The organism is Falsiroseomonas frigidaquae, from assembly GCF_012163145.1.
In the GTDB taxonomy this organism is placed as follows: Bacteria; Pseudomonadota; Alphaproteobacteria; order Acetobacterales; family Acetobacteraceae; genus Falsiroseomonas; species Falsiroseomonas frigidaquae.
This window is the reverse complement of sequence record NZ_JAAVTX010000002.1, coordinates 278662-297325: the sequence shown is the minus strand read 5'-3', so window position 1 is coordinate 297325 and position 18664 is coordinate 278662. Positions and strand designations below refer to the sequence as shown.

Annotated in this window: 16 protein-coding genes; 14 read left to right on the top strand and 2 right to left on the bottom strand. The window is 71.0% G+C overall.

Annotation, left to right across the window (positions count from 1 at the left end; genetic code table 11):
* Window positions 1-75 precede the first annotated feature (75 nt).
* The gene (locus HB662_RS05775) at window positions 76-1197 is read right to left on the bottom strand and encodes a YihY/virulence factor BrkB family protein (RefSeq protein WP_245185467.1); all 1122 of its coding nucleotides are present in this window, start codon (window positions 1195-1197) and stop codon (window positions 76-78) included.
* A 142-nt stretch (window positions 1198-1339) separates the two neighbouring features.
* On the opposite strand from HB662_RS05775, the gene HB662_RS05770 reads away from it, so the two are divergent.
* From HB662_RS05770 to HB662_RS05705, 14 genes are all read left to right on the top strand, one after another.
* The gene (locus HB662_RS05770; protein ID WP_168048147.1) at window positions 1340-2155 is read left to right on the top strand and encodes an ABC transporter permease; all 816 of its coding nucleotides are present in this window, start codon (window positions 1340-1342) and stop codon (window positions 2153-2155) included.
* Complete coding sequence (locus HB662_RS05765; protein ID WP_168048145.1) at window positions 2152-2847, top strand: P-loop NTPase family protein; 696 nt, start codon at window positions 2152-2154, stop codon at window positions 2845-2847. The genes HB662_RS05770 and HB662_RS05765 overlap by 4 nt, the downstream gene beginning before the upstream one ends.
* On the top strand, window positions 2829-3839 hold the full coding sequence (locus HB662_RS05760; protein WP_168048143.1) for an MlaD family protein: 1011 nt from the start codon (window positions 2829-2831) through the stop codon (window positions 3837-3839). The genes HB662_RS05765 and HB662_RS05760 overlap by 19 nt, the downstream gene beginning before the upstream one ends.
* Entirely contained in the window at window positions 3836-4714 is an 879-nt protein-coding gene (locus tag HB662_RS05755; RefSeq protein ID WP_168048141.1) for a hypothetical protein, read from the top strand. The genes HB662_RS05760 and HB662_RS05755 overlap by 4 nt, the downstream gene beginning before the upstream one ends.
* A gap of 58 nt (window positions 4715-4772) precedes the next feature.
* Window positions 4773-6449: a dihydroxyacetone kinase family protein gene (locus HB662_RS05750; protein ID WP_168048139.1), complete on the top strand. Its 1677-nt coding sequence runs from the start codon at window positions 4773-4775 to the stop codon at window positions 6447-6449.
* Window positions 6450-6672: 223 nt separating this feature from the next.
* Complete coding sequence (locus HB662_RS05745) at window positions 6673-7197, top strand: hypothetical protein (protein ID WP_168048137.1); 525 nt, start codon at window positions 6673-6675, stop codon at window positions 7195-7197.
* 113 nt (window positions 7198-7310) lie between these two features.
* Window positions 7311-8813 (top strand): helicase HerA domain-containing protein, encoded by a 1503-nt coding sequence (locus HB662_RS05740; protein WP_168048135.1) that lies wholly within the window; start codon window positions 7311-7313, stop codon window positions 8811-8813.
* A gap of 18 nt (window positions 8814-8831) precedes the next feature.
* Window positions 8832-10838 (top strand): M3 family metallopeptidase, encoded by a 2007-nt coding sequence (locus HB662_RS05735; RefSeq protein ID WP_168048133.1) that lies wholly within the window; start codon window positions 8832-8834, stop codon window positions 10836-10838.
* A 64-nt stretch (window positions 10839-10902) separates the two neighbouring features.
* Window positions 10903-12537: an alpha-D-glucose phosphate-specific phosphoglucomutase gene (locus HB662_RS05730; protein WP_168048131.1), complete on the top strand. Its 1635-nt coding sequence runs from the start codon at window positions 10903-10905 to the stop codon at window positions 12535-12537.
* Between the two features lie 175 nt (window positions 12538-12712).
* Window positions 12713-13738 (top strand): amino acid ABC transporter substrate-binding protein, encoded by a 1026-nt coding sequence (locus tag HB662_RS05725; RefSeq protein ID WP_171970217.1) that lies wholly within the window; start codon window positions 12713-12715, stop codon window positions 13736-13738.
* 107 nt (window positions 13739-13845) lie between these two features.
* On the top strand, window positions 13846-15063 hold the full coding sequence (locus HB662_RS05720; RefSeq protein ID WP_245185466.1) for an amino acid ABC transporter permease: 1218 nt from the start codon (window positions 13846-13848) through the stop codon (window positions 15061-15063).
* A 1-nt stretch (window position 15064) separates the two neighbouring features.
* On the top strand, window positions 15065-16396 hold the full coding sequence (locus tag HB662_RS05715; protein WP_168048129.1) for an amino acid ABC transporter permease: 1332 nt from the start codon (window positions 15065-15067) through the stop codon (window positions 16394-16396).
* The gene (locus HB662_RS05710; RefSeq protein WP_168048127.1) at window positions 16393-17136 is read left to right on the top strand and encodes an amino acid ABC transporter ATP-binding protein; all 744 of its coding nucleotides are present in this window, start codon (window positions 16393-16395) and stop codon (window positions 17134-17136) included. The genes HB662_RS05715 and HB662_RS05710 overlap by 4 nt, the downstream gene beginning before the upstream one ends.
* Window positions 17137-17220: 84 nt before the next feature.
* Window positions 17221-17532 (top strand): chorismate mutase, encoded by a 312-nt coding sequence (locus HB662_RS05705; RefSeq protein ID WP_168048125.1) that lies wholly within the window; start codon window positions 17221-17223, stop codon window positions 17530-17532.
* Window positions 17533-17663: 131 nt separating this feature from the next.
* On the opposite strand, the gene HB662_RS05700 is transcribed toward HB662_RS05705, so the two are convergent.
* Complete coding sequence (locus HB662_RS05700; RefSeq protein ID WP_168048123.1) at window positions 17664-18599, bottom strand: isocitrate lyase/PEP mutase family protein; 936 nt, start codon at window positions 18597-18599, stop codon at window positions 17664-17666.
* Window positions 18600-18664 lie beyond the last annotated feature (65 nt).

The window sequence follows — 18664 nt, the reverse complement described above, 5'->3', positions numbered from 1 at the left end:
CCTCCGGTTTCCCTGGCTTCGCGGCACTGGCCGCGGCGGCCGTTCGGACCGGTCAAGAAGCCGGTCCGCTCGGTTTCAGGCCACGGTATCGGCCATCTCGGCGCCGCGCCGGCCCATCGGCCGGTCCGGCACCGTGGTGCTGTCCCGCGCGGTCTGGTGCTCCATCTCGGCGTTCAGCTCCGCTCCGAGCAGGATGACGATGGCGGAAATCCAGATCCAGGTCATGAAGCCCATGACCGCGCCGAGCGAGCCGTAGGTCTCGTTGTAGCTGCCGAAATTGGCGACGTACCAGGAGAAGCCGGCGGAGGCGGCGAGCCAGACGAGCGCGGCGAAGGCGCTGCCCCAACTCACCCAGCGCCACTTGGCCTCCGCCCGGCTCGGGCCCCAGCGGTACAGGCAGGCCAGCACCAGCCCGACCAGCGCCAGCATCACCGGCCAGCGACCATAATCCAGCAGCGTCTCCGCCGTGCTGCCCAGGCCGACCAGGCCGAGCACCACCGGCACCGCCACCACCGCGACCATGGTCAGGATGGCGAACAGGATGAAGCTGAGCGTGAAGGCCAGCGTGGTCAGCGTCAGCTTGATGAAGCTGCGCTTCTCATGCTCCTCGTAGACCACGTTCAGCGCGTCGAACAACGCCTTCGCCGCCTGGTTGGCCGACCATAGCGACACGAGCAGGCCAGCGATGGCGCCGAAGCCCAGCGTCCCATCGGCGGATTCCGCCACGCGCTGCACCTGCTCCGTGAGGATCTCCATGCCACCGCCCGGCACGATGCCGCCGAGCGCATCCAGATGCCCCTGGATCGTCGTCGGGTCCGCCACCAGCGCGTAGAGAGACACCAGCGCCGCCAGCGCCGGGAACAGCGCCAGCAGGGTGTAGAAGGTGATGCCGGCGGCTTCCGTCATCAGCCGGTCCTCGCTGGCCTGCATCACCGTGCGCTTGACGATCTGCCACCAGCCGCGCGCCGGAATCTCGGTCGGGCGTTCGGCGTTGCGCCCGGCCCCCGGCTCCGTCGCCCGTGCGCCCGGGCCGGCCTCCGGCCGGTTGCCGGGGTGGGCCTCACGCCGGGGCGGGGTGCGTCGCACGGGCGACGGGCGCGGCCCGCGCCGGGCGGAATCCAGCGCCAGCAGCCCCGCCAGTGCCGCCGCGGCCAGCATCCAGCCGCCGCCTTCCCCCGCTGCGGGCCTGCCCGCCATGCGGTGCCTGTCTCCTGCGTCCGCCATGATGCTGCTCCTCGTTCATGCCCGGCAACGCCGAGGCGCGGCACGAGTGCCGCGTGGATGGAAACTTTTTGCGACCACCGGCGCTGAACGGTACGGGATGGCAAGGGAGGGGGCGATGGCGGAGGCGCAGCCCGTGGCGCTGCCCTGGCTGCTGCTGGAAAGCATCGGCGGCCCCGTGCGGCGCGGCGCGCAGATGCTGCTGGCGACGCTGGCCCTGGCTGCCGGCGTGGTGACCGAAGGGCTGCACCCGTCCAGCTGGCGCCGCCGCACCCTGCGCTCCGAACTGCGCCGCAGCCTGCGCCAGGCCATCGCCGGCGGCTTCGGCACCGTGGTCATCACCGCCACCCTCATCGGCTTCGGCGTGGTCCACCAGACGCTGCGCTGGCTCAGCTTCGCGGGGCAGGAGGATTACACCGGAACGCTGCTCGCCACCGTCCTGGTGCGGGAGGTGACGCCGGTGCTGGTCGGGCTGATCCTGCTCGGCCGCAGCGGCACCGTCACGGTGGTGGAATTCGGCGCCACCAAGGCCGGCGGGCAGCTCGAGGTGCTGGAGGCGCAGGGCCTCGACCCCTTCGCACTGCTGGTGCTGCCGCGGGTGGTGGCGATGGCGCTGGCCGGCTTCACGCTGGGGGTGATCTTCCTCGGCGTGGCGCTGGTCACCGGCTACCTGACCGGCTGGTTCACGGATCTGGTGGTCGGGCCGCCGCGGGAATTGCTGCTCAACCTGTTCGGCGCGACCGATACCGCCGAGTTCGCGCTGTTCGCGGTGAAGCTGGTGGTGATCGGCGCGCTGGTGGCGCTGGTCTGCGCCATTACCGGCATGTCCTCCACCCGCGCCGAGACCCCCTCCCACCTGCTGCCGCGGGCCTTCGTGCGTGGGCTGCTGGCGATCCTGGCGGCCAGCGCGCTGCTCAGCGTGGCCGCGGCATGACAGCGGTACTGGATGTGCGGGCAGCCCCGGCGCCCGGCGCCTCCCCCATCCAGGGGCGGGTGGAGCTGGCGCTGGCGCCCGGCGATCTGGCCCTGGTGCATGCGGAAGATCCCGGCATGGCCCGCGCCCTGGCGATGCTCTGTACCGGGCTGGTCAAGCTGGCCTCCGGGCAGGTGCGCTTCCTGGAGCAGGATTGGGCGGCGCTGCCACGGGTGCCGGCGCAGGCGCTGCGCGGGCGCATCGGCATTGCCCCCGGCGATGGCGGCTGGCTGCCGCATCTGACGGTGGCGGAAGGCATGCTGCTGGCCCGCCGGCATCACGACGACACGCCCGATGCCGAATTGCGCGCGGAGGCGGCGGAGCTGTGCCGCCTGTTCGGCCTGGATGGCCTGCCGCTGGCGCATCCGGCGGAGCTGACGCGGACCGACCTGGCCCGTGCCGGCTGTGCGCGGGCCTTCCTCGGCGCGCCGGACCTCATCCTGCTGGAAAGCCCGCTGGATCGTGAGACCGCCGACATGCTGGCGGAGCCGCTGCTGGCGGCGCTGGCGCCGGCCCGCGCCCGCGGCGCCGCCGCGTTGTGGTCCACCAGGTCGCGCCGCGCCTGGGACCAGCCCGGCTTCCCCGCCAGCCAGTGGTGGGTTCTGCAGCAGGACGGCCTGAAGGGGGACGCACCATGTCAGGCTCCGCGATAAGCCAGGAAGATCGCGTCCGGCTACGCCACACGGATCGCTGGGTGGGCGCGCTGGTGCTGCTGGCGCTGGTGCTGTTCCTCGGCGCCCTGTTCCAGCGCGGCGTGATCCGCGAATGGTTCGCGCGTGGCGCCACGCTGATGGTGCTGCTGCCGGAGGAAGGCGTCGCGGGCCTGTCCGTGGGGGCGGAGGCGGAAGTGCTGGGCATCCGCGCCGGCTCCGTCCGCCGCATCATCGTCGACCCGGAGCGCCGCATCCGCGCCGAGCTGCGCATCGAGGAACAGGCGAAGCCCTTCATCCGCCGCGATTCCACCGCCGTGGTGCGGCGCCGCTTCGGCGTGGCCGGTCCTGCCTACCTGGATATCCAGCGCGGCCGGGGCGAGGAGCTGGATTGGGACCGCGCCTGGATCCGCGCCACCAGCGAACGCGCACCGACCGAAACCCTCGGCACGCTGCTGGATGAATTGCAGCAGCGCGTCTTTCCCATCCTGGACGAGCTGCGCACCGGCACCGCCGCCTTCGCCGCCGCGACGCAGCGGCTGGAGCGCGGGGAGGGTACGGTGGGCCGCCTGCTGGCGGATGACACGCTGATCCGCCAGGCCGAGGCCGCCACCGCCCGCGCCGCCGCGGTGATGGAGAATATCGAGACGGCGAGCCGGGAGGTGCGCCAGCTCACCGCTGGCCTGGCCAATGGTCGCGGCAGCGGGTCCCTGCCCGGGCTGGTGACGCGGGCGGAGCGCGTGCTGGCGCAGGTCGAACGCGCCAGCGCCGACCTCGCTCGCGCCACGCCCGCCTTGCCGCAGGTCGCCGCCAATGTGCGGGACGGTACGGACAGCCTGCCGGCGGTGATGGTGCAGGCGCAGGAAGCCGCGCGGCAGATGGAGCTGCTGCTGGCGCAGCTGCGACGCCACTGGCTGCTGGGCGGCGGCGGCGCGCCGGCGCGCAATGTCTCCGCCGGCGTGCCGCGGCCGATGGTGGAGCGGCTGCGCCCGTGAAGCCTGCGCTGCTGGTCCTGGCCCTGCTGCTGGCAGCCTGTGGTGGTCGTGCCGCCCCGGAAGGCCCGCCGCGCGACACGGTGCTGGACCGTGCGGCGGACAGTGCGCGGGATGCGCTCAACCAGGACCAGCCGGCGGTGGCGGCGCGGCTCTATGCGCGGGCCCTGGACCGCGCGCGGGAACGCGACGATGCCGCGGCGATCGATGCCATGGGCTTCGGCCAGGCCACCGCCGCCCTCGCGCATGGCGATGCGCCGGCGGCGCTATCCGTGGCGCGGCAGGTGCGGGCGGGCCTCGCCCGGCGCGGCCGCGGTGCCTCCGCCGGGCTGCTGCTGGCGGAGGCGACGGCGCTGTTCCGCCTGGGCCGGATGACGGAGGCGGAGGCGCTGGCGCGGGTCGTCGCCGGGCGCGGCGCGGAACATCCGGCGGCGGCGCTGCGGGCGCATTTCCTGCTCGGCCTGCTGGCGGCCGGGCGCGGCGAGCTGGCCGGGGTGCTGGCGGCGCGGGCGGCCATCGGCGCGCCGCGCGACCCCGCCTTCCGGGCCGATGCGGTGGAGCTGGAAGGCGCCGCGGCGCTGCTGCGCAGGGATGCCGCGGGCGCCCGGCTGCACGCCGCCACGGCGGCCGATCTGCGCCGGGATTCGCTGGATTATCGCGGCCTGTCGCGGGCGCTGGCGCTGCAGGGCGCGGCGCTGGAGCGGCTTGGCGATCCGGTCGCCGCCGCGGATGCCTGGCTGCGCGCCGGCCAGGGTGCCGCGATGCGCGGGGAGGCGGCGGATGCGCGGCGCTGGCTGGCCGAGGCCCGCCGCCTGGCCGGCGGCCGCGCCGAGTTGCTGGCGGCGATCGACCGGGCGGCGGAAGCGCTGGCGCCGTGAGAGGTTTGACGCGCGGCGAGGCCACGCCGATCCTTCCCGGACGGGATTGGGGGACGCCATGAAGAAGCTGGTGAATGATCCGCGCCGCGTGGTGCGGGAAATGCTGGAAGGGTTGGCGGACCTCAACCCTGGCCTGGCGCTGCTGGATGCCGAGGACGTGGTGGTGAGGGCCGCCCTTCCGGTACCCGAGCACCGCCCGGTGGCCGTGCTGTCCGGCGGCGGGGCGGGGCATGAGCCGGCGCATGCGGGCTATGTCGGGCCGGGGATGCTGGCGGGCGCCATCGCCGGGGATGTCTTCACCTCGCCCTCCGTCGATGCCGTGCTGGCCGGCATCCGCGCCGCCGCCGGGCCGCGCGGCGCGCTGCTGGTGGTGAAGAACTACACCGGGGACCGGCTGAATTTCGGCCTCGCCGCCGCGCTGGCCACGGCGGAGGGAATCCCGACGAAGCTGGTGGTGGTGGCCGATGACGCCGCGCTGCATGAGACGGTGGCCCCCGAGCGCCGCCGCGGCATCGCCGGCACCGTGCTGGTGCACAAGGTGGCCGGCGCCGCGGCCGAGGCGGGGCTGGATCTCGATGCCGTGCTGGCCGAGGCGGAGGCCGCCTCCAGTGCAGTGGTGACCATGGGCGTGGCGCTCGGCGCCTGCACCGTGCCGGCCGCCGGGGTACCGGGCTTCGCGCTGGGCGAGGATGAGATGGAGCTCGGCCTCGGCATCCATGGCGAGCAGGGCGTGCGGCGCGCGCCGATGGCCCCGGCCGATGCCATCGTGGCGACAATCCTGGACACGCTGGTGGCCGATGCCGGACTGCGGGAGGGGGACCAGGTGGCCCTGCTGGTGAACGGGCTGGGCGGCACGCCGCCGATGGAGCTTTCCGTCGTGGCCCGCGCCGCGCTGGCGGGGCTGCGCGACCGCGGCATCGCGGTGCCGCGCGGCTGGGCCGGCAATTTCATGACGGCGCTTGAGATGCCCGGCTGCTCGATCAGCCTGATGCGGTTGGATGCGGCGCGACTGGCGCGGCTGGATGCGCCCGCCAGCGCCCCGGCCTGGCCCGGCGGCGGCATGCTGGCGCCGCGCGCCACCGTCGCGACACCGGCGGACCCGGCGCCCGGCCACCCCGAACCCGGCCCCCTCGCGCCAGCATTGCGGCGCGTGGCACTGGCCGTCGCGGCGGCCCTGGAGGCGGAGGAGGCGGCGCTGACGGCGCTCGACAGCCATGCGGGGGATGGTGATCTCGGCCTGTCCATGGCGCGCGGCGCGGCGGCGATCCGGGCCTTGCCGGAGGGCGCCTTCGCCACCCCGGCCAGCGCGCTGTCCGCCATGGCGCAGGCGTTGCGGCGGGCGATCGCCGGCAGTTCCGGGCCATTCTACGCCACCGCGCTGCTGCGCGCGGCACAGGTGCTGGGCGACCGGGATGCGGACCACGCCGGCTGGGCCGAAGCCTTCCGCCAGTCTGTCGCGGCGATTGGCGAGCTCGGCGGCGCCAGGCCAGGCGACCGGACCATGCTGGACGCTCTGCACCCGGCGGCGGAGGCCTTCGCCGCAACGCCGGCCTCGCCCGCCGCGGCCTGGGATGCCGCGCTGGCGGCGGCGCAGGCGGGCACGGCGGCCACCGCCACCATGCGCCCCCGCCTCGGCCGCGCCGCCTATCTCGGCGACCGGGCGCTGGGCCAGCCGGATGCGGGGGCAGGCGCGGTGCTGGTCTGGATGCAGGCGATCCAGCGCAGCCTGGGCTGAGCGGCGTCCCGGGGCATCCGCCGAAGTCTTTTTCGGCCCCGCTGCATCCGTTGCGCCCGGCGCTTCGTATCGCGGCGGGATCGAGGAGGAGCTGGATGCGGATCGGATCGGAGCCGGCTTTTCGTGGGCGGGGGCGTGGCGCTGGCTGCGGGGCTGCGGCCGCCCCGCTGCCCGCTCGACTTGGCTCGGTGCCGGCCCGGCTGCTGGCGGTGGGGTTGGTCCTGTGAATCGGCGTGACCTGCTGATGGCCGGGTTGGCCGGCCTTCCGGGGGCGCGCACCGGCTTCGGCTTTCCCATGGCGACCACCGCGAAGGGTCGGCGGCTGGTGCTGAACGGCGTCGCCACGTTTCAGGGCGGCTGGTGGTCAGGCGACTGGTGCCGCGTCGCCCTGTACCGTGAACTGGTGGACCGGGAGCCGCTGGACCCGGAGGCGGCGGCCGGAATGGCCGGCCGGCTGCGGATGGTCGAGGCCCGCTTCCTGCGCGACCTGGCGCTGGATACGGTGGTGGAGCAATGGCAGGAGCGGCTCTCCGGCTCCCTGCCGCCCGCCTTTCGGGCCTGGCTGCGCCCGGTGCGGGCGGGTGATGTGGAGCGCCAGCTTTTCCTGGACGGATCGGTGGTGCTGGAGGCGCCGGGACGCCTGGTGCGCCGGATCGACCATGCCGGCTTCGCGCGGCAGTTGCTGGATTCCTGGATCGGCCCGGAGGCCGGGGAGATGGGCGGCGCGCTGCGTGGCGTGCCAGCCTGACAGCCCAGCCCCGAGTCGGCCATCGGCCCGCGCGGAATCAAGGGCATGGAGGATGACGCTTCCGGGGCGGGCGGGTTGCGGCTACTCAGCCGCTCGCGCCCCTGGAGTCCTGGATGACGATCGCCATCGATATCGGCCTGAGCGCCTCCGGCACCCCTGCCGAATTCGATCTTGAGGAACTGCTGTCCACCCGCCTTCTGGTGCAGGGCAATTCCGGGTCCGGCAAGTCACATCTGCTGCGACGGCTGCTGGAACAATCGGCCCCCTGGGTGCAGCAGGTGGTGGTGGATCCGGAGGGGGATTTCACCTCGCTGGCCGATCGCTTCGGGCATCTGGTGGTGGATGCGGCGGATTATACCGACCAGGCGCTGCAGCAGGTGGCGGAACGGGTGCGGCGGCATCGCGTCTCGGTGGTGCTGAATCTTGAGAATGTCGAGGTCGAACAGCAGCTTCGCCTGGCGGCCGCCTTCCTCGGCGGGTTGTTCGACGTGGACCGGGATGCCTGGAACCCGGTGATGGTGGTGGTGGACGAGGCGCAGCTCTTCGCCCCCGCCGCCGCCAGCGAGACCTCGGACGAGGCGCGCCGGGCCGCGCTGGGCGCCATGACCAACCTGATGTGCCGCGGCCGCAAGCGGGGGCTCGCCGGGGTGATCGCGACGCAGCGCCTGGCCAAGCTGGCCAAGAACGTGGCGGCGGAGGCCTCCAACTTCATGATGGGGCGCACCTTCCTCGACATCGACATGGCGCGCGCGGCGGATCTCCTGGGCATGGAGCGGCGCCAGGCGGAGATGTTCCGCGATCTGGAGCGCGGGCATTTCATGGCGCTCGGCCCCGCCGTGTCCCGGCGCCCGCTGCGGGTGCGGGTGGGGGTTGTGGAAACCGGGTCGCGCAGCGCCGGGCCGAAGCTGGTGCCACCGCCGACCCAGGCCAGCGCGGCGGAGGCACGCGAACTGATCCTGGTGGCGCCGGAGCCCGAGACGCCGCGCCCGCCCCGCCGGATGCCGCGCGCTTCGGCGCCCGACCTGCTGGCGCAGCTCGCCCAGCACCGCCCCGCCTTGCCGGCCGCGGAGCCGGTGGCGCCGCCGACGCCCGAGGAAAAGGCCGAGCACCGCCGCAAGATCGCGGGCGTATTGACCAAAATCCTGGCGGAGCCGGATGCGCCCTTCCGCCCGGCCAGCGTGCTGTACCAGGATTTCCTGGTGCGCTGCAGGATCGAGGAAGTGGGCGGCCCGGCCATCGACATCCCCGCCTTCCGCCGCCTGCTGACAACCGCCCGCGCCGGGATCGGCGCCGAAGCGGCGGAGCGCAGCGAATGGGCGCAGGCGGTGGCGCGGGCGGAGGCGCTGCCGGATGACGTGCAGGGCGTGTTCCTGCTGCTGGCCCGCGCCGCGCTGGAACGCCAGCCCTGCCCATCCGATGCCACGCTGGCGCGCGCCTATGGCAGCCGTTCCCTCGGCCGGGCGCGGCGGCTGCTGGCCTATCTGGAGGAACAGGGCGTGCTGGTGGTGCGCGCGGAGCGTGGCGGGCGGCGCAGCGTGGTGCTGGTGGGCCTGGCCTGGGAGACGGCGCCCGGCGACCCGAACGGGCCGGAAGAGGCCGTGACCGCGGCCGCCTGAGCCCCTATCTGTGGTGGCATGACCACGAACCCGCTGCTCGCCCCCTGGACCACGCCCTTCGGCGTGCCGCCCTTCGACCTGATCCTGCCGGAGCATTTCGGCCCCGCCTTCGACCAGGGCATGGCGGAACAGGTGGCGGAGATTGCCGCCATCGGCGCCGACCCGGGTCGGGAAAACTTCGCCAATACGGTGGAGGCGCTGGAGCGCAGCGGCCGCACGCTGGACCGGGTGCGCAGCGTGTTCTTCAACCTGGTCTCCAGCCAGGCGACCGAGGCCTACCAGGCGATCGAGCGCGACTACGCCCCGCGCCTGGCTCGCCACCGTGCCGATATCGCGCTGGACCCGGCGCTGTTCGCCCGCGTCTCGGCCCTGCTGGAGCGCCGCGACGGGCTCGGCCTGGATGCGGCCCAAAGCCGGCTGCTGGTGCGGCTGCATGCGGGGCTGGTGCGCAGCGGCGCGGCGCTGGATGCGGCGGGGCGTGACCGGATGGCGGCGATCTCCACGCGGCTCGCCGTGCTGCACACGCAGTTCGGCCAGAACGTGCTGGCGGACGAGACGGAATGGCAGATGGTGCTGGCCGAGGGTGACCTCGCCGGCCTGCCCGATTTCGCCCGCGACGCGGCGCGGGAGGCGGCGCGGGAACGCGGGGTGGAGGGCTGGGTCATCACCCTGTCCCGCTCCTCGATCGAGCCCTTCCTGGTCTTCTCCACCCGCCGCGATCTGCGGGAGGTGGCCTGGCGCGCCTGGGTGGCGCGGGGTCTCGGTGCGCGGGACAACACCGTGCTGATCAAGGACATCCTGGCGCTGCGCGCGGAACGCGCCCGGCTGCTGGGCCATGCGGATTTCGCCGCCTGGCGGCTGGCCGACAACATGGCGCGCGATGCCGCCGCGGCGTCCGACCTGCTGCAGCAGGTCTGGGCACCCGCCAAGCGCCGTGCGGCGGTGGAGCGGGCGGAGCTGGAGGCGCTGGCCGGCCATCCCATCGAGGCCTGGGACTGGCGCCACTATGCCGAGATCGCGCGCCGCGCCCGGCACGATATCGATGAGAGCCTGACCAAGCCCTATTTCCCGTTGGAGGGGATGCTGGCCGCCGTCTTCGACACGGCCCGGCGCCTGTTCGGCGTGCGCTTCGTCGAGCGCCCGGACATTCCCGTCTATCACCCCGATGTCCGCGCCTTCGACATGCAGGACGAGGCCGGCGCGCATCGCGGCGTGTTCCTGCTGGACAGTTTTGCCCGGGCGGGCAAGCGGTCCGGGGCCTGGATGAGCAGCTACCGCGTGGGGCACGGCCTTGATGGTCCGGTGACGCCGATCGTGGTGAACAACAACAACATCGCGAAATCCACGCCCGCGCTGCTGTCCTTCGACGAGGCGCGGACGCTGTTCCACGAATTCGGCCATGCGCTGCACGGCCTGCTTTCCTCCGCGCACCATCCCTCCCAATCCGGCACGGCCGTGCTGGCGGATTTCGTGGAATTCCCCAGCCAGGTGTTGGAGCATTGGCTGGAGGTGCCGGAGATTCTCCGCACCCATGCGCGCCACCACGAGACCGGGGAGCCGCTGCCGGAGGACCTGCTGCGCCGGCTGCTCGCCGCGCGCCAGGATGGGCAGGGTTTTGCGAGTGTGGAGTTCGTCTCCTCCGCCCTCATCGACCTGGCGCTGCACACGCATCCCGACCCGCAGGGGCTGGATGTGTTGCAGTTCGAGGAAGAATTCCTCGGCGAGATCGGCATGCCGGAGGCGATCGGCCTGCGCCACCGCCCCGCCCACTTCCAGCACCTTTTCGCCGGCGGCGGCTACGCGGCGGGCTACTACGCCTATATGTGGGCGGAAGTGCTGGATGCCGATGCCTTCGAGGCTTTCGAGGAAGCGGGCGACCCCTTCGACCCGGCGCTGGCGGCGAAGCTGAAGGCAGTCTTCCAGGCCGGCGATACGCGCGACCCGATGGAGCTCTACGTCGATTTCCGCGGGCGTCCGCCCTCCGTGCAGGCGCTGCTGCGCAACCGCGGGCTGGCCGAGGCGTAACAACGGGGGCTTGCCGGGGGCGGCGCCGCGGGGCGAAGTGTCGGCAAAAGCCGGGAGACCACGCATGAGCCTTCGCCGCATCGCCACCACGCCCTTCAGCGACCAGAAGCCCGGCACCTCCGGCCTGCGCAAGAAGGTGACGGTCTTCCAGCAGCCGCATTACGTGGAGAACTTCGTCCAGGCGATCTTCGACATGCTGGGCGAGAAGCGGCAGGGGGCGACGCTGGTGGTGGGCGGCGATGGCCGCTTCCTGAACCGGGAGGTGGTGCAGGCCACGCTGAAGATCGCCGCCGCCAGTGGATTTGCCCGGGTTCTGGTGGGGCAGGGGGGGCTGCTGTCGACGCCGGCGGCCTCCAACATGATCCGCATCTCGGGGGCGATCGGCGGCGTGGTGCTGTCGGCCAGCCACAATCCGGGCGGGCCGGATGGCGATTTCGGGATCAAGTTCAACGCGGCCAATGGCGGCCCGGCGCCGGAGGAGATCACCGGCGCCATCTTTCGCCGCGCCAGCGCCATCACCGAATACGCCATGATGGAGGTGCCGGACCTCGACCTGGACCGCCTCGGCGAACAGCGGCTCGGCGATTGCGTGGTGGCGGTGGTGGACCCGGTGGCGGACTACACCACGATGATGCGCAAGCTGGTGGATTTCGATGCCATCGCGAAGCTCTTCGCCGGCGGCTTCCGCATGCAGTTCGACGCGATGAGCGCGATCACTGGCCCCTATGCCCACGCCATTTTGGAAGGCGCGCTGGGTGCCGCACCGGGCACCGTGCGCAACGGCACGCCGCTGCCCGATTTCGGCGGCCATCACCCGGACCCGAACCCGGTGCATGCGGCGGAGCTGATGGCGGCGATGATGGGCGCGGATGCGCCGGAATTCGGCGCGGCCTCCGACGGCGATGGCGACCGCAACATGATCGTCGCGCCGGGCCTGTTCGTCACGCCGTCCGACAGCCTGGCGATCCTGGCCGCGCATGCGCATCGCGCGCCAGGCTATGCGCGCGGCTTGGCCGGCGTCGCCCGCTCCATGCCGACCAGCCGGGCGGTGGACCGCGTGGCGAAGGCGCTCGGCATTGAATGCTACGAGACGCCGACGGGCTGGAAGTTCTTCGGCAATTTGCTCGATTCCGGCCGCATCACGCTGTGCGGGGAGGAAAGCGCCGGCACCGGATCCGACCATGTGCGGGAGAAGGACGGGCTGTGGGCGGTGCTGCTGTGGCTCAACATCCTGGCCGCCACCGGGCAGCGCGCGGATGCGATCGTGCGCGATCATTGGGCGCGCTTCGGGCGGGATTACTACACGCGGCACGATTACGAGGAAGTCGATGCGAGCGCGGCGCAGGGGCTGATGACGGCGCTGCGCGCGAAGCTCGGCACGCTGCCCGGGCAATCCTTCGCCGGCCTCACCGTCTCCGCCTGCGATGACTTCGCCTATACCGATCCGGTCGATGGCTCCGTCACCGAACAGCAGGGCGTGCGCATCCTGTTCGCGGAGGATGCACGCGCGGTGTTCCGCCTGTCCGGCACCGGCACCGTCGGCGCCACGCTGCGCGTCTATCTGGAGAGGTTCGAGCCGGATGCGGCGCGGCATGCGCTGGATACCCAGCAGGTGCTGGAACCGGTCGTCGCCGCGGCGCGCGAGATCGCAGAGATCGTGCGCCACACCGGCCGCGAGGCGCCATCCGTGGTGACCTGATGGCCGGAGCCGTCGGATAACACTGACTTAACATAATTCTTGATACGCCAATCCGATCCCCCTAGCTTCGCTCCCGAAGTGGTGTCCGGCGCAGACCGGTTGCAGCACATGTTCCAACGAGGACGTGGCACATCACTTGCAGGGATTTCGGCAGAATAATCTGGGAGTTGAGGGGATGAGGATTGGTGTTTCGCTGCTCATCGCAGCGACGACGATGCTTGGCGTCGCGGGCGCGGCATCCGCGCAGCAGACGCTGCAGCAGGTTCGTGACCGTGGCAGCCTGAACTGCCAGGTCGGCCTGCCAACCCCGGGCTTCTATGCCCTGGCCGCGAACGGCACCTGGTCCGGCATGGATGTGGACGTGTGCCGCGGCGTCGCCGCCGCCATCTTCAACGATCCGGGCAAGGTGCAGTACCAGTCGGTGACCTCGGCGGTGCGCTTCACGTCCCTGGCCAATGGCGAGAGCGACATGCTGTCCCGCACCACCACCTGGACCGCGGTGCGCGACGGGCAGCTCGGCCTGGAATTCGCCGGCGTGAATTTCTACGACGGCCAGGGCTTCGTGGTGCCCCGCGCATCCAACATCACCTCCGCCCGCGAACTCGATGGCGCGACGATCTGCGTGCTGACCGGCACGACGACGGAGCTGAACCTCGCCGACTATTTCCGCGCCAACAACATGCGCTTCACTGCGGTGACGAATGAGAACGTCAATGTGCTGGTGGAGACGTATCTGGGTGGCGGCTGCGATGCCTACACCAACGACAAGTCGGGCCTGGCCGCGCGGCGTTCCGCCTTCCCGACGCCGAACGACCACATGATCCTGCCGGAAACCATCTCGAAGGAGCCGCTCGGCCCGGTGGTGCGTCACGGCGACAACAACTGGGGCGACATTGTCCGCTGGGTGCTGATGGGCATGATCGAGGCGGAGGAAATGGGCGTCACCTCCGCCAATGTCACGCAGATGCTGCAATCGCCGAACCCCGGCATCAAGCGGCTGCTCGGCGTGGAGGGCAATGTCGGCCAGGGCATGGGCCTGCCGAACGACTTCATGGTGCGGGTGCTGCGCCATGTCGGCAATTACGGCGAGATCTATGAACGCAATGTGGGCGCCAACACGCCGATTGGCATCCCGCGGGAGCGGTCGCTGAACGCGCTGTGGAACAATGGCGGCATCCTCTACGCCATGCCGTTCCGCTGAGCCTTCCTCTGACAGGCCGGGCCGCGATGGGCTGAGGCCGGGGGCCGCGCGGGTTGCGCGGCCCGTCCTTGGCCTGCACGCGGGCCTGCGCGCAAGCAGGGCTGCCCATGTCCCAACTCACCGGGTCCCCATCCAGCGTGATCCGCCGTCCGGCAACTCCGCCGATGCGCCTCGGCGCCTTCGTCAACGATGCGACGGTGCGATCGGTGTTCTACCAGGCGGTCACCTTCGTCTGCGTCGTCGGGCTGATCTGGTACCTGGTCTCGAACACCATCACCAACATGGCGCAGCGCGGCATGTCGGCGGGGTTCGACTTCCTCGACGTCTCGGCCGGATTCAACATCGCCTTCACGCTGATCCCGTACCGGGAGGGCGACAGCTATTTCCGCGTCTTCCAGGTCGGCATCGCCAATACGCTGCTGGTCGCCGTGATTGGCGCGGTGTTCGCCAGCATCCTGGGCCTGGTGATGGGGCTGGCTCGGCTTTCGACCAACTGGCTGATCCGCACCCTTGCGCGCTGGTACATCGAGATCCTGCGCAACACGCCGCTGCTGCTGCAGATCATCGCCTGGTATTTCGGGGTATTCAACCTGCTGCCCCTGCCGCGCGCGAGCATCGACCTCGGCGGCGTCATGTACCTCAACAACCGCGGCGCCTATTTCCCGGCGCCGGTGGCGCAGGAGGGATTCGCGCTCACGCTGCTGGCGCTGGTTGCGGCAGTGGCTGGGGCAGTCGTGCTGCATATCTGGGCAAAGCGACGGCTGCGCGACACGGGGCGCGCCTTTCCGTCCGGGCTGGCCGGCGCCGCGCTGATCCTCCTGCTGCCGCTGCTGGTCTTCCTGGCCTCCGGCGCGCCACTAGCCTGGGACTGGCCGGCGTTGCGGGGCTTCAACTTTCGCGGTGGCTTCTCCGTGCCGCCCGCCTTCTGCGCGCTGATCGTGGCGCTTTCGATCTACACATCCTGCTTCATCGCGGAGATCGTGCGCGCCGGTATCCAGTCCGTCAGCCATGGCCAGACGGAGGCGGCGCGCGCACTCGGCGTGAAGCCCTCCCGCACCATGCGCTTCATCATCCTGCCGCAGGCGATGCGCGTGATCATCCCGCCGCTGATCAGCCAGTACCTGAACCTGACGAAGAACTCCTCGCTTGCCATCGCCATCGGCTTCCCCGATCTGGTCAGCGTGTGGATGAACACCTCGCTGAACCAATCCGGCCGCGCGATTCCGATCGTGGCGATGACCATGGGCTTCTACTGCGCGGTGAGCCTCGGCGTGTCTTTCGTGCTGAACCTCTACAACCGACGCATCCTGCTGAGGGAGCGCTGAGATGTCGGACGCGCCGCTGGTCTTCACGCCGAGGCCCGCCGATCCGCCGCCGCCCTCCACCATCGGCGTGGTCGGCTGGATGCGCGCCAATCTGTTCTCCAGCCTGCCGAACGCCATCCTGACCTTCCTCGGCGGCTATATCTTCTACGTCGTGGTCACCACGATCATCGACTGGGCGCTGGTGAAGGCGGTGTGGGAGGCGGAGAACCGCCGGCAGTGCCTCGACTTGGTCGGCCGCTCGGGCGCCTGCTGGCCGGGCGTCGTCGAGTGGATCCCCAACCTGATCTACGGGCTGTATCCGAAGGACCAGGTCTGGCGCATCAACATCGGCTTCCTGATCCTGCTCGCCTGGGCCGTGCCGCTTTGGCTGCCGCGGGTGAAGTCCAAGGTCGCGATCGGGCTGAGCCTGGTGCTGCTGTATCCGCTGCTCGCCTCCTACTTCTTCCATGGTGGCGCGCAGGGCGTGGTCTGGACCGCGCTGATCGCCCTCGGCGGCGCGGCCTTCCTGTGGGTGTGGCTGACCACGCTGGCGGAGATGCGCTTCGGCCTCGGCTTCGGCGCGCTGGTGGCGCGACTGGCAGGTGCGGCGGATGACGAAAGGGCGCGGCGCATCGGCTGGGGCGCGCTGGCGGCGCTGTATGTGCTGGCGCTGCTGGTCGTGTCGCAGCTCCGCTTCGTCGAGGTGCCGACGCGGGTCTGGGGCGGGCTGTTCCTGACGCTGGTGATCTCCGGCATCGGCATCGCCTTCTCCCTGCCCGCGGGCGTGCTGCTGGCGCTCGGACGACGGTCGCAGATGCCGCTGATCCGGGTGTTCTGCGTGACCTTCATCGAGCTGTTCCGCTCCGTCCCGCTCATCACCATCCTGTTCATGTTCAACACCATGCTGCCGCTGTTCCTGCCGGCCGGCGTCGAGGTGAACCGGCTGCTGCGCGCCATCGTCGCGGTCTGCCTCTTCGCCTCGGCCTATATGGCGGAGATCGTGCGCGGCGGGCTGCAGGCGATCCCGAAGGGGCAGTATGAGGCGGCGGCCGCGATGGGGCTGGGCTTCTGGCAGTCCACCTCCCTCATCATCCTGCCGCAGGCGCTGCGCATCATGATCCCGTCCATCGTCGGCAACTTCATCGGCCTGTTCAAGGACACCACGCTGGTCTCCATCATCGGCCTGTTCGACCTGCTCAGCATGTCGCGCGCGGTGGGGGAGGATACGCGCTGGCTCGGCCTGTTCATTGAGCCCTTCTTCTTCATCACGATGATCTACTTCGTCTTCTGCTTCCTGATGTCGCAATACAGCCTGAACCTGGAACGCAGGCTGGGCGAGGGGCAGCGGCGATGAGCCCCCCTGGGAAGGCTGCCATCCAACTCATCGGCGTCAGCAAATGGTATGGCGGCTTCCAGGCGCTGAAGGGGCTGGACCTGACGGTGGCGGAAGGGGAGCGCGTGGTGGTCTGCGGCCCCTCCGGCTCCGGCAAATCCACCATGATCCGCTGCATCAACCAGCTGGAGCGCCACCAGAAGGGCGATATCCGTATCCATGGCCGCGCCTTGTGCGGCGAGCCGAAGCAGGATGCGCCGGTGCTGCGGGAGACTGGCATGGTCTTCCAATCCTTCAACCTGTTCCCGCACATGACGGTGCTGGAGAACTGCACCTTCGCCCTGACCTGGGTGAAGCAGATGCCGCAGGCGGAGGCGGAGGGCATCGCCATGGCGCATCTGGAGCGGGTGCGGATTCCGGAACAGGCGCGCAAATACCCGCTGCAGCTCTCGGGCGGGCAGCAGCAGCGCGTCGCCATCGCCCGCGCGCTGTGCATGGCGCCCCGCATCATGCTGTTCGACGAGCCGACCAGCGCGCTGGACCCCGAGATGATCAAGGAGGTGCTGGACGTGATGGTGGAGCTGGCCGGCACCGGCATGACCATGGTGGTGGTGACGCATGAGATGGGCTTCGCCCGCACCGTCGCGAACCGGGTGGTCTTCATGGATCAGGGCGAGATCGTCGAGCAGGCCGCGCCGGAGGTGTTCTTCTCCGCCCCCCGCTACGACCGCACCCGGCTGTTCCTGAGCCAGATCCTCTAGCGGGAGGGGCCCGGCTTCCCCTGGCCCGGGGCCTTCTGCTACGCCTGCCTGACATAATTCCAGGCGAGAAGGCGGCAGGCGCACATGCCCGAAGACACCACGGCCGAGCAGGCCGCACCGGAGGATCTCTGGCGACTGCGCCGCAGCATCGACAATATCGATACCGCTCTGGTTGCCATGCTGGCCGAGCGCTTCCGGGTGACGCGGGAAGTGGGCCAGCTCAAGGCCCGCCACCGGCTGGAGGCCGTGGATGTGGCGCGGGAGGAGGCGAAGGTCGCCCGCCTGCGGGAGAACGCCGCCCGCGCCGGGCTGGATGAGGATTTCGCCGAGGAGTTCATCCGCCGGGTGATGGCGGAGGTGGTCCGCCAGCACCGGATCATTGCCGAGGAAGGGTGAATTCTACCCTCGGACGCCGGGCGCCGCGCTCCGCGCGGCTTGGCTTCGCCGCATAGGCGGCGGCGGCCATCCGGCCGCTCGGCCGGCTTGAACGCCGGCCGCAGGTTGCACCCTCTGTTGATCTGGCGCCCCTACTTCTCCACCCGCAGGTAGCGATCCTCCAGCGCCCGCCAGGTGGCGTTGTCGAACAGCTCCCACAGCTTGCCATGGCTGTACATGCGGTCCGCCACGGCGTTGGAGGAGCCGGTCTCCTTCAGCGAGGCCAGCATCTCCATCCCCGCCTTGGCGATCAGCCGCGTCATGGCGTTGGGGTAGATCGCCAGGCGGAAGCCCAGCGCCTGCAGGCGCTCCGCCGGCAGGATCGGCGTCTTGCCGCCTTCCACCATATTCGCCAGCAACGGCACGTCCGGGAAGGCGCGGCCGACTTCCTCCAGCTCTGCCTCGGATTGCGGGCTTTCGACGAAGATCACATCGGCCCCGGCCTCCCGGTACTGCCGGGCGCGGCCGATGGCGGCGGCCAAGCCCTCCCCGGCGCGGGCATCGGTGCGGGCGATCACCACGAAATCCGGGTCCCGCCGCGCTTCCACCGCGGCGCGGATGCGCATCTGCATGTCGGTCGCGGAAACCAGCTTGCGGCCCGGCTCATGGCCGCACTTCTTCGGCCATTCCTGATCCTCGATCTGGATGGCGGAGACGCCGGCGCGCTCATATTCCCGCACGGTGCGGATCACGTTCAGCGGGCCGCCATAGCCGGTATCGCCATCGGCGATGACCGGGATGGAGACCACGTCGCAGATGCGGCGGATGCGGTCGATGATCTCGCCGAAGGACAGCGCCGCCACATCCGGCGCGCCTAGCGCGCTCATCGAGATGCCGGCGCCGGTGATGTATAGCGCCGGGAAGCCGGAGGCATCGACCAGCCGGGCGGTGACGCAATCGAAGGCGCCGGGGGCCAGGAACAGCTCCTTCCCCGCCAGAAGCTCGCGCAGCCGGCGGTTGCGGCCGGGGGTATCGGCGAAGCCGATCGGCAGGACGGGGCCAGAGGCGGCAGTATTGGCGTCGGGCATGGGGCGGACCTCCTTCTTGGTGCCCTCTTGTTAGGCGAGGTGGCCGCCCGCGGGTAGCGCCCCGG

Coding starts and splice junctions, on each gene's coding strand:
- HB662_RS05705 (WP_168048125.1), top strand. CDS start 17,221: ATGCCCGAAGACACCACGGCCGAGCAGGCCGCACCGGAGGATCTCTGG.
- HB662_RS05710 (WP_168048127.1), top strand. CDS start 16,393: ATGAGCCCCCCTGGGAAGGCTGCCATCCAACTCATCGGCGTCAGCAAA.
- HB662_RS05715 (WP_168048129.1), top strand. CDS start 15,065: ATGTCGGACGCGCCGCTGGTCTTCACGCCGAGGCCCGCCGATCCGCCG.
- HB662_RS05760 (WP_168048143.1), top strand. CDS start 2,829: ATGTCAGGCTCCGCGATAAGCCAGGAAGATCGCGTCCGGCTACGCCAC.
- HB662_RS05775 (WP_245185467.1), bottom strand. CDS start 1,197: ATGGCGGGCAGGCCCGCAGCGGGGGAAGGCGGCGGCTGGATGCTGGCC.
- HB662_RS05725 (WP_171970217.1), top strand. CDS start 12,713: ATGAGGATTGGTGTTTCGCTGCTCATCGCAGCGACGACGATGCTTGGC.
- HB662_RS05735 (WP_168048133.1), top strand. CDS start 8,832: ATGACCACGAACCCGCTGCTCGCCCCCTGGACCACGCCCTTCGGCGTG.
- HB662_RS05750 (WP_168048139.1), top strand. CDS start 4,773: ATGAAGAAGCTGGTGAATGATCCGCGCCGCGTGGTGCGGGAAATGCTG.
- HB662_RS05765 (WP_168048145.1), top strand. CDS start 2,152: ATGACAGCGGTACTGGATGTGCGGGCAGCCCCGGCGCCCGGCGCCTCC.
- HB662_RS05700 (WP_168048123.1), bottom strand. CDS start 18,599: ATGCCCGACGCCAATACTGCCGCCTCTGGCCCCGTCCTGCCGATCGGC.
- HB662_RS05730 (WP_168048131.1), top strand. CDS start 10,903: ATGAGCCTTCGCCGCATCGCCACCACGCCCTTCAGCGACCAGAAGCCC.
- HB662_RS05740 (WP_168048135.1), top strand. CDS start 7,311: ATGACGATCGCCATCGATATCGGCCTGAGCGCCTCCGGCACCCCTGCC.
- HB662_RS05720 (WP_245185466.1), top strand. CDS start 13,846: ATGTCCCAACTCACCGGGTCCCCATCCAGCGTGATCCGCCGTCCGGCA.
- HB662_RS05770 (WP_168048147.1), top strand. CDS start 1,340: ATGGCGGAGGCGCAGCCCGTGGCGCTGCCCTGGCTGCTGCTGGAAAGC.